Annotated in this window: 14 protein-coding genes; 2 read left to right on the plus strand and 12 right to left on the minus strand. The window is 41.7% G+C overall.

Translation table 11 applies throughout. The features are described from left to right. Positions 1 to 299 precede the first annotated feature (299 nt). The 4 genes from A3M5_RS0108640 to A3M5_RS0108655 are packed head-to-tail and all read right to left on the minus strand — an operon-like array spanning position 300 to position 2,842. The gene (locus A3M5_RS0108640) at positions 300 to 773 is read right to left on the minus strand and encodes an acyl-CoA thioesterase (protein ID WP_018393360.1); all 474 of its coding nucleotides are present in this window, start codon (positions 771 to 773) and stop codon (positions 300 to 302) included. A gap of 34 nt (positions 774 to 807) precedes the next feature. Beyond that, positions 808 to 1,227, minus strand: a complete 420-nt coding sequence (locus A3M5_RS0108645; RefSeq protein WP_018393361.1) for a universal stress protein — start codon at positions 1,225 to 1,227, stop codon at positions 808 to 810. Positions 1,228 to 1,244: 17 nt separating this feature from the next. Continuing rightward, positions 1,245 to 2,564, minus strand: a complete 1,320-nt coding sequence (locus A3M5_RS0108650; protein WP_018393362.1) for an FAD-dependent oxidoreductase — start codon at positions 2,562 to 2,564, stop codon at positions 1,245 to 1,247. Beyond that, the gene (locus A3M5_RS0108655) at positions 2,564 to 2,842 is read right to left on the minus strand and encodes a GNAT family N-acetyltransferase (protein WP_018393363.1); all 279 of its coding nucleotides are present in this window, start codon (positions 2,840 to 2,842) and stop codon (positions 2,564 to 2,566) included. Before A3M5_RS0108655 ends, A3M5_RS0108650 begins: the two co-directional genes overlap by 1 nt. A gap of 153 nt (positions 2,843 to 2,995) precedes the next feature. Between A3M5_RS0108655 and trhA the strand changes: the two genes are divergently transcribed. Beyond that, positions 2,996 to 3,649 (plus strand): PAQR family membrane homeostasis protein TrhA, encoded by a 654-nt coding sequence (trhA, locus tag A3M5_RS0108660; RefSeq protein WP_018393364.1) that lies wholly within the window; start codon positions 2,996 to 2,998, stop codon positions 3,647 to 3,649. A 185-nt stretch (positions 3,650 to 3,834) separates the two neighbouring features. Here the strand turns inward: trhA and A3M5_RS0108665 are convergent, their stop codons facing one another. The 8 genes from A3M5_RS0108665 to A3M5_RS0108700 all read right to left on the minus strand — a co-directional run bounded on the left by A3M5_RS0108665 (position 3,835) and on the right by A3M5_RS0108700 (position 11,446). After that, positions 3,835 to 4,554: a YebC/PmpR family DNA-binding transcriptional regulator gene (locus A3M5_RS0108665; protein ID WP_018393365.1), complete on the minus strand. Its 720-nt coding sequence runs from the start codon at positions 4,552 to 4,554 to the stop codon at positions 3,835 to 3,837. A 133-nt stretch (positions 4,555 to 4,687) separates the two neighbouring features. Next, complete coding sequence (locus tag A3M5_RS0108670; RefSeq protein ID WP_018393366.1) at positions 4,688 to 5,047, minus strand: replication termination protein; 360 nt, start codon at positions 5,045 to 5,047, stop codon at positions 4,688 to 4,690. Between the two features lie 101 nt (positions 5,048 to 5,148). After that, positions 5,149 to 5,814, minus strand: a complete 666-nt coding sequence (locus A3M5_RS22670) for a DUF421 domain-containing protein (protein WP_018393367.1) — start codon at positions 5,812 to 5,814, stop codon at positions 5,149 to 5,151. Further along, the gene (gene spoVAD / locus A3M5_RS0108680) at positions 5,814 to 6,797 is read right to left on the minus strand and encodes a stage V sporulation protein AD (RefSeq protein WP_018393368.1); all 984 of its coding nucleotides are present in this window, start codon (positions 6,795 to 6,797) and stop codon (positions 5,814 to 5,816) included. Before spoVAD ends, A3M5_RS22670 begins: the two co-directional genes overlap by 1 nt. 81 nt (positions 6,798 to 6,878) lie before the next feature. Further along, complete coding sequence (locus A3M5_RS0108685; RefSeq protein WP_018393369.1) at positions 6,879 to 8,318, minus strand: phospholipase D family protein; 1,440 nt, start codon at positions 8,316 to 8,318, stop codon at positions 6,879 to 6,881. A gap of 76 nt (positions 8,319 to 8,394) precedes the next feature. Further along, positions 8,395 to 9,459, minus strand: coding sequence for an acetyl-CoA C-acyltransferase (locus A3M5_RS0108690; RefSeq protein ID WP_018393370.1), 1,065 nt, complete (start codon positions 9,457 to 9,459; stop codon positions 8,395 to 8,397). Continuing rightward, positions 9,456 to 10,862: an AMP-binding protein gene (locus A3M5_RS0108695; protein ID WP_018393371.1), complete on the minus strand. Its 1,407-nt coding sequence runs from the start codon at positions 10,860 to 10,862 to the stop codon at positions 9,456 to 9,458. Before A3M5_RS0108695 ends, A3M5_RS0108690 begins: the two co-directional genes overlap by 4 nt. A gap of 29 nt (positions 10,863 to 10,891) precedes the next feature. Beyond that, entirely contained in the window at positions 10,892 to 11,446 is a 555-nt protein-coding gene (locus A3M5_RS0108700) for a biotin transporter BioY (protein ID WP_018393372.1), read from the minus strand. 364 nt (positions 11,447 to 11,810) lie between these two features. Between A3M5_RS0108700 and tatA the strand changes: the two genes are divergently transcribed. Further along, a complete protein-coding gene (gene tatA, locus A3M5_RS0108705) occupies positions 11,811 to 12,008 on the plus strand; it encodes a twin-arginine translocase TatA/TatE family subunit (protein ID WP_018393373.1) in 198 nt (65 codons plus the stop codon). Positions 12,009 to 12,020 lie beyond the last annotated feature (12 nt).

The following is a 12,020-nucleotide window of genomic DNA, read 5'->3' on the forward strand; positions in this document are numbered from 1 at the left end:
ATTCGCGAGTACCAAAGTAAGGCCGCTGAAAGCATTGTCCTTTCGCTTGATTTTTTTAAGTTAAAAACAAAAAAGGCGAACGATTGACGTGCTAAGAGACACGCTTCGTTCGACCTTACTTCTACTCCATTGTCTAAAGACTATGAGCGGAAAATTTGTAAAAAGACAAACCCGCCTCAAATCTTTGCTGACGACCTGATATAACTCTTGAGGGATGCATATTATTGAACTGAAGAATTACCTGGGTTATTTTCTCATCGTTCACATACAAAAATAATATAAATTTAAGTACACTTACATTACCGAATCATGGATCTATTTTTTCTATGCTCCTTACGAGCAGGAGCCGTTTCGAACAGTCTTTTTTCTTCTTGTGTATGAGGTATTACTTTTGGAACAGGTATAGGTTTACCATTTTGATCAACGGCTACCATTGTAAGGAAGGACTCCGTCGTTAAAGTTTTCTTATCTGATAATAAATCAGTAGAGTGAACTTTTACATAGACTTCCATAGAAGTACGTCCCGTTGACGTAACAAAAGCTTCTAAACTAAGAGCATTTCCAACAGTGGCAGACGATAAAAAGTCCACAGAATCAATAGAAGCTGTCACAACTACATTGTTGCAGTGCTTCATAGCTGACAAAGCAGCAATTTCATCAATATAAGATAGAACCTTTCCACCAAAGATTGTTTGTAAATGATTAGTGTCTGGCGGAAGGACCAATTTTGTCTGAACGGTTTTTGAACGTTCTACTGAATAAGCTTTTTCCATAAATTCTCCCTCCATGTTGGCGGTTTTAACTGTTTTATTTTACAATCATGACTGGACAATTCACTCGCTTGACGACTTTATGGCTGACACTACCTAGAACAAACTGCTGCAAGTTATTAAGACCGCGGCTGCCGAGAATAACAAGGTCCACTTTTTCTTCATTCGCATATTTTACAATCGTTGGGCCTGGTTCACCGTGCTTCAACATGACGGAATAGCGGATCCCTTTCTGTTTAAACAATAATTCATGGCGCTTCAGCTTGTCGCGCCGTTCTCTTTGCGCAGCGACAAGACTATCTTGATGAAGCACGGCTTTTTTTGAATCATCATAATTAATAATATAGAGCATCGTAATTATACAGTCAGACGACATTTTTGCAAGGTTCCCTGCTTGTTTTGCCGCCCGGTATGAATGATCAGATCCATCTGCGGCTAAGAGAATATGTTTATACATAAAATTTCTTCCCACCTTTATTTCGCTCGGCGTGCTACCTGCTGAATTGGGTCCCATACACCGTTGACAGGAGGAGAATAGCTTAGGTCGAGATCTTCCAATTCTTCAATGGTCATTTTGTTAAAAAGAGCTGTTGCAAGCACGTCAATTCTCTTATCAGCTCCATTAATACCGATTGCTTGACCACCGAGAAGCAGGCCTGTATCCGGATGATATAAAAGCTTGATGTGAAGCGGCAATGCTCCAGGATAATAGCCCGCTATATCTCGTGTTTGAATGCTCGATGTTTTATACGGAATCTCGAGTTTTTTTGCGTCATTTTCAGTTATACCAGTAGACGCGGCGATTAAATCAAAAAATTTCATGACGGACGTGCCGGTAATGCCGGGAAATAATCGTGTTTTTCCTGACATATTCAATCCTGCAATCCGTCCCTGCTTGTTTGCCGTCGTGCCGAGTGGAATATAGTCCGGTGTTTGTTTGACGATATGAAAATGAGTCGCACAGTCGCCAGCAGCATAAATGCCAGGAATGGATGTCTCCATTTTATCGTTGACAATAATAGCTCCATTATCAAGCATATTCATACCAGTATCTTTTAAAAAGTCTGTATTCGGGCGAATGCCGACAGATGCAATAATAAGATCGGCTTTGTGCGTATTAAGATCTGTTTTGATCTGTCCGTCTTCAATAGCTTGTATTTGTTCATTTAATGTGAGCACAACCTCATGACGTTCTGCTTCTAAATGAAGATGTTTAGACATATCCGCATCAAACATTTTCGCAATGTGGCTGCTTCGTTGTATAATCCGAATCCGTTTATGTAGCCGGTGAATATTTTCAGCCAGTTCAAGACCAATATACCCTGCCCCAATAATAGCCACGTCTTGAACACTATCATCAAGACTTTGGATAAGCCGCTCCGTATCAGGTATCGTCTTTACGACATGCACGTTATCCGCCGTTGCTCCTTCCCATTTTGGAACAGTTGGGCTTGCACCGGTCGCAATCAGTAATCGATCGTATGGAATCGTAAACGACTGCCCATTTTCATGGTTTGTACCGGATACGTTTTTTTGTTTAAGATTGATAGAGGATGCTTCATGTAAAATACGAGCATCTATGCCGTATTTTGAGCGGAATGTATCAACACTTCTCGCAATGAGCTTTTCAGTTGATTCAATGAGACCGCCGATGACATATGGCAGCCCGCACTGACCATATGAATAAATAGGTCCTTTTTCAAGAACAGTAATCTCGGCTTGTTGATCATTGCGAACGATTTGCATGGCAGCGCTCATGCCAGCTGCGTCCCCTCCAATAATAACGTAGCGCATTATTTTAGTACCAACATGTCATTATATTGGCTGCCATGAGAAAATTTAGCCATTACGTATGAACAGGTTGGAATAATTTTCAAGTTATTTTCACGCGCATAGGTAACGAGTGCATCAAGAAGCTGTCCTGCTACACCGCCGCCACGCAATTCTTCTGATACATACGTATGATTGGCATTAATTTTCCCCTCACCTGCAGGAACATAGGTAATTTCCGCTACACGCTTACCTTCTTTTTCTATATAAAACATACCCTCTTTATGTTGAATCGTTTCCATTTTTATAAAACCCCTTTCAAATAGCCTTCTATATTAGTATACCCATTTACGCACAAGTGTTTAAACCCATTTACATATTCCGTACAGGAATAATACGGGATGAATATGATACAATAAAGTCATTATTTGATCGCTTGGAAAGGAGTTGTCGTGATGAATGATTCTTCGACAACACATGTTTTTTCAAAAGGAGAAGAAATCGCCAATTCAATTACGCATGGCATCGGTGCATTACTCAGCATCGCAGCGCTTGTCTTACTTATAGTCTTCTCTGCACTGTACGGGGACGGCTGGCATTTAGCGGGGTTTACAGTGTTTGGTGTCACAATGTTTATGCTGTATACGTCTTCTACACTTGTTCATAGCTTCCCACAAGGAAAAGTAAAAGACTTATTTGAAATTTTTGATCATGCGTCTATTTACTTTTTTATTGCCGGTACGTATACACCATTTTTACTTATTGCAGTGAAGGGTGCACTCGGTTGGTGGTTGTTCAGCATTGTCTGGGGGATCGCTCTAATTGGTACCATATTTAAATGCTTCTTTGTGAAAAGATTTATCCTCTTCTCTACGGTGCTTTACGTTGTGATGGGCTGGTTGATTGTCTTTGCTTGGGGCCCTCTCGTTGCTGCACTGTCACCGGCAGAATTTGCATTTCTTATAATAGGGGGTCTTTTATATACTGTCGGTGCCATTTTTTATGTGTGGCGCGGATTTAAATATCATCATATGATCTGGCATTTGTTTGTTCTTGCCGGCAGCATTTTTCACTTTTTTGCTGTCCTCGGTTTACTGCCAGACACATAAAAAAATCCAACTTTGAATCCAAAATGGATTTTTTTCGAATTAAAATAGAATAACCGAGAACATTCATGACTTCGTTCATGATTATTCTCGGCTTCGGATATGATTTTGCAAATCTTGATTAGAAAAAACGATCCAATCTAAATGAGCAGACCTTTCGTTATATCACAAAGGTCTGCTTTCATATATTATTCACCATAATCCACATTATGGTACACTTGCCCGACATCTTCTAAATCTTCTAATGCATCAATTAATTTTTCAAATTGTTCTTGTGCGTCTGCTGGAAGTGTTAGATCATTTTGTGCAAGCATTGTTAGTTCTGCAACGGTAAATTCAGTTATGCCGACATTTTTAAATGCTTCTTGCACAGCATGAAACTGGTCAGGTTCGGCATAAACGATAACCGCTTCCTCTTCTTCTAAAATGTCACGCACGTCTACATCTGCTTCCATTAATATTTCCAGTACTTCATCTGCTGTTTTCCCTTCGAGACCAATGACAGCCGTCTTATCAAACATATAGGCGACAGATCCACTTACGCCCATATTACCACCGTTTTTACCAAATGCAGCACGTACATCTGATGCCGTACGGTTCACGTTATTTGTTAGGGCATCTACGATGATCATAGATCCATTTGGTCCGAATCCTTCGTAACGAAGTTCATCAAAGTTTTCTTCTGAACCACCCTTTGCTTTTTCAATTGCACGGTCAATAATTGTTTTCGGTACACTGTACGTTTTTGCACGCTCGAGTACGAATCTTAACGCCTGATTTGATTCTGGGTCTGGTTCCCCTTGCTTAGCCGCTACATAAATTTCACGTCCGAACTTTGCATATATACGACTCGTATTTGCATCTTTTGACGCTTTTTTTTCTTTAATATTGTTCCACTTACGGCCCATAATGAACACTCTCTTTCTCAACTTAGAATCTATACAAATCATTAGCCTATATATTATACATCAATGGCATAGAATCGTGTCAATATAGCAGTAAGCGAAAGAACATTGCACATATCCATTTTTATACGGTTATTTAATACACATCTTCCAACGCTTTTCTAAGAAGAGACATGCTACGATCAAGGTCTGTTTTTACTTGCTTTTTATATAGTTTTGCTTTTTCATAATCCGCAAATTGATAAACGACAATCTCTTTATATTTAGCCCCTTCTTGAACTTTTTTCGTCCGCATTAAAATGCCATCGTCAATCAAATCATGCAGTGACCGGTAAATTTCAGAATGATTCGGCTCGTATCCTAACGGTTTAAATGACGTTTTTAGTTCATCCATTGCCTGCATGCCATACATTTTATGTTCTTCGACAAATCGAATCATATATAACTTTAAAAAAGCCCGTTGCTTAATTAAAAATTTACCTTCTCCTCTAGGCATTATGATCACATCCTCGTCTATACTATTTTTTCTATTTTACCATATTTTATTATAGACGTGTGTTTAAATTGATAAATTTGAATTTTGCACATAATGTATTATCATTTTTTATATAATTCGATCGTTAAATTTTTTTCTGAATCCGCTTGTGCAATAAAAACTTGTTCGATTTTCACTTTTCGTTTTTGCAGTTCCGTTTGAAGCCAAGAAGGAGTTTGTTTCGCTTTTGCAAGCGCTTCAAACTGAATGTTCCCTTCTAAAATGACAACATGTGGTTCTTTTTCGGTTTCGTCGCCATCGTATCTAATTGGACGTTTCCCTTTTTTTAACAACGCATTTAATGCCCCATTTGTTTCAATTAATGCATATTCGACATCGCTCAACTGAAAAATCCCCTTCATTCGAAGCAACTCGAGCAGTTCATCAGTTGAGTATTTTTCTTTCGCCAAGTTTTGCTCGATAATATGGCCGTTTTGAATAACGACAGTCGGTTTCCCTTCAATCCACTCACGTATTTTCCGACTTTTTAAAGTAGCTATACCAGCTAAAAGTGGGATTATGCCCCATATAAAGATCGCCGTTGCTCCATGCCAGAAGCTTTTTTCGAGCCCCGTCGACATTTCAGCGGCGATACCGCCAATTGTAATACCCGTCACGTATTCAAAGAATGACAACTGAGCGATTTGCCGTTTACCGGTTAATTTCGTCACAGCAAACAACAACAGGACAAGGACGATCGAGCGCCACATGACATGATATATATCCATTAAGCTTCGCCCATTCGCAGTTCGACAGCATGAGCGATGCATGGGATGGAATCTTTTTGCAGGACTGATAATGGTGACAATAATGCACCTGTTGCAGCGATTAATACACGTGTCCATTCTTTTGTGATCATTTTTTCATATATATATCCGCACGTCACAGCAGCTGAACAACCGGCACCAGAGCCGCCCGAAAAGACTTGCGGCTCTGATCCATATAGCAGTTCACCGCAGTCCAGCATAGACGTCTGTGACAAGTTCATGCCGCTGTCTTTCAATAATTTCACAAAAATTTGTTTCCCTGTTTTTCCAAGATCCCCCGTAATGATACAGTCATACTCTTCAGGATTTTTCACATGTCGAATAATCGTATCCGCAGCAGCCGGTGCCATAGCAGTCCCCATATTAAATGGATCCGTTACTCCATAGTCTAAAACCCGTCCTGGCGTAGCAGAATGAATATATGGACCTGTGCCGCTGCTTGATAGAACCGCTGCACCACACGCTGTCGCTGTCCACTGAGAAATAGGCGGTTTTTGGCCACCGTATTCTGTCGGGTAGCGGAATTGTTTTTCCACCGCTGCATTATGACTTGCCGCAGCCGTTAGCACATTTGTTGCATATCCGCCATCAATCAGTACGGCACCTGTCATAAAACCCGCCATTGACGTCGCACACGCATTATACAAACCAATAAACGGAATCGATAACGTCCGTGCTGCAAAGTTCGTCGGTGTCATTTGATTAATTAAATCCCCTGCTAAAAAAACGTCGACTTTCTCATTGGTCAGTTCGGCTTTTTTTAGCGCATGAATCGACGCATCTTCCATTAAGCGCCTCTGTGCTTTTTCAAAACTTTTCTCGCCGCCGTCCAGTTTTTCAAAAAATTGATCAAATGTAGACGCGAGTGGTCCTTTTGCTTCAAACGGACCACCGACAGAAGAAGCTGCGATAATGACCGGTTTTGTTTTGAATGTCCATGTCATGATCCAATCATCCTTTTTATTCATTAGAATGGAACAAACGACCATTTTTATGCACAAAAAAACGGCCGAAGCCGCTTTTCGTTAAAACGTTGTAAAGTGAAAAAATTTTTGAATCGTATACATCATTCGTTTAAAAAATGCCATTTCGTCATCGTGTTTATCATAATCAGCGCTGTAAACCGCTCCGTCATTTTCCCATAACATATGAAAATAACTGTCCACTTCTTTCATAATTTCACTGTCATTCGCCGCTGAAATTTTCACATCGGTCTCCAGATTAAAGTTATTTAAATTACGTGAAGTATGATTGGCTGATCCACTAATGACTACTGCTTCATTTTCATGTTTTACATACATCATTTTCGGATGAAATTGTTCCGGTGCTTGCGCAAACCAGCGGACACCGACTTTTCCTTCCGTATCTTCAATCAATTCTGCAGCCATTGGAATATTCGGCAGCCCCGTTTTTTTACGGCCAAATGAGTTTTTGTTCGTATCAAGAACGAGTTTGACATCGACATTACGGTTCGCTGCATCAGTCAACCCTTCGATAATCGTCCGATCTCCTAAATAAAACATGGCGAGCCAGATTTCATCACCTCTCTTCGCTGCTGCAATTTCATTTTGAATAGCATCCTGTATCCTTTCCTCTGTTACGAGTTGCACATGAATATCGCCTGCATCTTTATGCACTGGCATTGCTTCTGGAAAATCCGTTGCACGACGTGTATCCGCTGCCGCTTTTTCGCTTGTTAACATATCATTGACTAGGGCGCCTCTTACTTCGAATGCGACATTGGCAAAATAAGCACTCGCATCATGCGGATTGGCAGAACTGATTAACGTTGTTTTTTCAGTTGTCACTGTTTTCCTGTGGTTCGCTTTCACATTAAAGAGTGTTAAATACGAGCGAATAGTCATATCTGGTGCCGTCTCCTCAAACGCATTAGGCAACCAACCGTTATGGCTGTCGCCAAACCATGTAAAAAGCATCCGGTAAAATCCGCTATAAGCAGGTGTAGAGTCCCTAAGCGGGTCCATATTTGTCATGACGACATCAATGCCGGCTTCTTTCATTTGCTCAAATTCAGGTACATCATGAGAATTATAGGAGGAGTTCACTTCATCAGAAATAAAAATAATTGGCATAGCCGGATCTTCTCTTTTTTTTGCTACGAGTGCATTTGTGATTTTTTTTACGTTTTCGGGATATTCCTTCTCTTTTTCATGGTACGAATTGAACAAAAAATAATCGATTACGATAAAGTCTTCTGCCTCTTCAATAATCTCCAATGTTCGGGTGAATATTTCTTCTTTGAAAAATTTCTTGCCCTCTTTTTCACCAGTAAGGTTATAAAAGAAATCGACGTCTTCTCCCCTTATAAAATATTCACTGCTTTCATACGAAATATTGTCAGGCAACGGTTTGTATACGTTGTACAGCATCACAACAACGTAAATGGACAAAAAAATAATGGCGAATAGTCGCCATTTCCCCATTTTCCCTAGTCTTCTTTTCATACCTTGTTTCCCCTTTTGACTATGTTTCTTTTACCATACCCTCGTGCAGAAGAGAACTAAACCAGGTGTGATTGCTTTAAACGTGTTCAAACAGCACAGCGACGCCAATTCCACCGGCACTGCCGACTGCCGCAACGCCATATTTCGCTTTTTGCTCAGGCATTCCATAAAAAAGGCGGAGAGCCAGCATAGCACCGGACGCGCCGTAGGGATGACCAAGGGCGAGTCCGCCGCCGTAGATGTTTATTTTATTAATCGGAATGTTTAATTCACGTGCAGTGTATAAAATTTTGACCGCAAACGCTTCATTGATTTCCCATAAATCAATGTCCCCTACCGTTAAACCATGTCGCTTTAACAGCCTCTGTATCGCTGGTACCGGTGTCGCCGCCGGAAAATTCGGATCCGCTCCAGCAACCGCGCTGCCCACCAATTTTAATCCGTTTGCTGCGCTGGAAGTAAGCGTGACGGCACACGCGGCATCATTAAAAGAGGAAGAATTGATGGCGGTCACTGTTCCGCCTGACTTGAAAGACGTTTTAGCGCGCGATGCCAGCTTTTCAATAGAGCGCTTTTTCATACTCGCTTCATCTTCATGGATGTCACGTATCGGCACGATTTCTCGATGAAATAACCCATGTTCAACGGATTCATAATAGTGGCGGTAACTGCGAATTGCGTATTCATCCTGTTCTGCACGTGAAATATGCTCTCGTTCTGCAAGCCATTCTGCTGCCATCCCCATCTCCGGATCTCCAATATGATCTGGAGAAAAAATAGCTTTCTGAGGACGTGGTGATGTACTTGAACTTTCACATCCCCCTGCAATGACAGTGTCTGCTTCGCCTGATTGAATGAGCGCTGCACCGAGACGGATCGCTTCTAAGCCAGAAGAACACTGTCGATCTATTGTTAATCCGGGAACAGTAACAGGCAGACCAGCCATTAAGGAAGAAAGTCTCGCAATATTTCCTCCGGGCCCTGTGACATTGCCCAAAATCACTTCGTCTGGCGTTGATGAAAGGCCGTTAAAAAGTTTTTTAATAACCGGTGATGCTAGTTCTGCTGCGCTTACATTTTTCATGATGCCATCTTTAATACCAACAGGTGTTCTATACGCTTCTGTTATGTATACACTCACATAAACACTTCCAATGCCATTTTTTTCAGCTCATTGCGGGCGATTTTCCCGTTCGTTGTGTGCGGCAGTGAATCAACACGGGCCCATTTACGCGGCATTTTTTCAATGGACAGGTAAGCTTTCGTATAGGCTTTTAGCCTGATTGGATCAATCCTTCCAGTGTACAGGCAAACAATGCGTTCTCCTAGATGTATATCGTGAATGGATGTCACAGCTGCTTCTTTCACACCCGCATATTTCAATATGACACGTTCCACTTCTTCCGGATAGACATTCACACCGCCGCTAATCATCATAAACTGTTCCCGCCCGATGATATGTAAATAGCCGTCTTCATCCATATATCCAGCATCACCGACCGTATAAAACCCATCTTCTTCGATATTCATTTCATACGAATCATCCTTTGCATACCCGCTAAACAGCATCGAACTCTTCACATAGACCGTGCCTGTTTCACCTGCTGGAAGCACTTGACTGCCATGACGAATCTCAATCTCAACACCTGTGCTCAGCTTGCCCGAGGATGACGGCTTGTGATTGTAGTCCTTTGGCGTCATATACGATACAAAGCTTAACTCAGATGCACCATAAAACTCATATAGCGCCGCGTTTGGATATTGTGTTACCCATTGCTGCTTTCGTTCTGCAGTCCACCCTGCTCCTGATAGAAAAACGAACCCTTTTCCCTCTATATCATTTGTCTTCATTAATGATTCAAGCATCGTTGGCACAGCATACATAACGAATGATGGCGTTTCTTTCAATGTTTGAGTGATGTGATGCGGCCAAAATTTTTCATGAAGAATGAGTCTTTGCCCTGTATACAGTGCAAAGGCAGCACCGTATAAGAAAAGTGAATGATGGATCGGGCCTGCAATAATCGCTGTTTCTTCCCCAGTTAATAGAAAATCGGTTAGACCTGCTTCAAAACTTTTGATCCAGGAACGATGACTGCGGCCAAACTGTTTCGGTACGCCGCTTGACCCAGACGTAAAGCCTGAATAAAAAATCGCTTCTTCGTCATCGCTGCAAAAGTCCGTCGGTTCCGTGTTCATAATCAGTTGACCTATCTTGGCAAGTGAATCTTTTCCGATAAATAGCTTTGGAGCCGCCAGACGAAGCCGCTCTTCTCTTTCCGCCTTTGTCATACGTGGATCGAGCGGCATAAATGTCCAGCCGGCGCGGGCCGCTCCGCAAAAAATCACTAAGACTTCCCACCTGTTCAAAGCGGTCAGAGCAATCGTTTCACCCGGATGACCTACGGATAAAAGCCATCCCGCTGCTCTTTTCGTCATGTCTTCCCACTCTTTATATGTAAATGTCTGCTCTTTTGTCTTAACAAAAAACGGCTCCGGACACGTTTGTGCCCGGAGCGGATATGTGGACGTTATATTCATCATTCACTCCCCCCACCCCATCTTATCAAAATTTACGCAGCGCGTCGAAACGATGGTACCGCCTGCAATGCGTTTCTCAGTTTGGGTACGAGGACGGCTGCCGCAACTGATTTAATCAAATCACCTGGAATGAATGCCATGCTTGCAACGGTTACCTCACGCAGTCCAACACCTGTAACAAACGATTGCACTGGAATGCCAATTGCGTATAATACAATGATGCCGCCGATCACGTTCGCAGCGAATGTGCGGCGTACCGTTAACTTAGCGGCACGTTGTGTGAATAATCCAATGACAAATGCACCGGCGATCCAGGAGATTAAAAACCCTGCACTTGGCCCAACAAATACGGCTAGACCCCCACGTCCCCCCGCAAGAAGCGGTGCACCTGCTGCAACGGTTAACAAGAAAATGATTTGGCTGACAGCACCGAGCCTCGCGCCAAGCACACCGCCTGCAATCATCACACCGAGCGTTTGAATCGAAATCGGTACTGGTGTAAATGAAAGTGGAATGGGTGGTAAAAAGCCCAGTACCGCCATGATCGCCGCAAACATGGCAGCTTGAACCCAATGAATTGTTTGCATTTTGTAGTTCCTCCATTACATTGTTTTTTTCAGTGTAATCGAGATTTGTTTTTGTTGTCAACCCATTTTTATTTTAGTTAACAAAAGGTCATCCTTATTATTCGTATAAATAATGAGCTTAATGGCAAAAATTGAAGAGTAGATTGCGCATGCTGTTCATTTATATAGATCAGTGAACAGCATGAAGCTGCAAGTAATAAAGCTCCAATGTTTTTTACGAACGACAAAGAGGTTAAGATTTTATCAGCAGAATATAGCTAAATTAGAACCAGAGTCGTAAAGGTTTTAAACAGCAAGAAAAATAGGCATTTACGATACCCGCTTTCGTGTCAATGTTGTTGAATTGTTAAAGGAGGAAAATAGAATGGGACTTGCTCAAATTGGCGTACCCGGTTTAATCATTATCCTTGTGATCGTCCTAATCCTTTTTGGTCCGAAAAAGTTACCGGAAGTTGGGGGAGCCGTCGGAAAAACATTATCAGAATTTAAAAAATCAACAAAAGGCATTATGGATGAGGAAGAAGATTCTAAAAATGTAGAGAAAAAAATAGATGGATTGTAAGCAGGTGATGAA

Source organism: Bacillus sp. 37MA (genome assembly GCF_000372765.1).
In the GTDB taxonomy this organism is placed as follows: domain Bacteria; phylum Bacillota; class Bacilli; order Bacillales; family Domibacillaceae; genus Domibacillus; species Domibacillus aminovorans.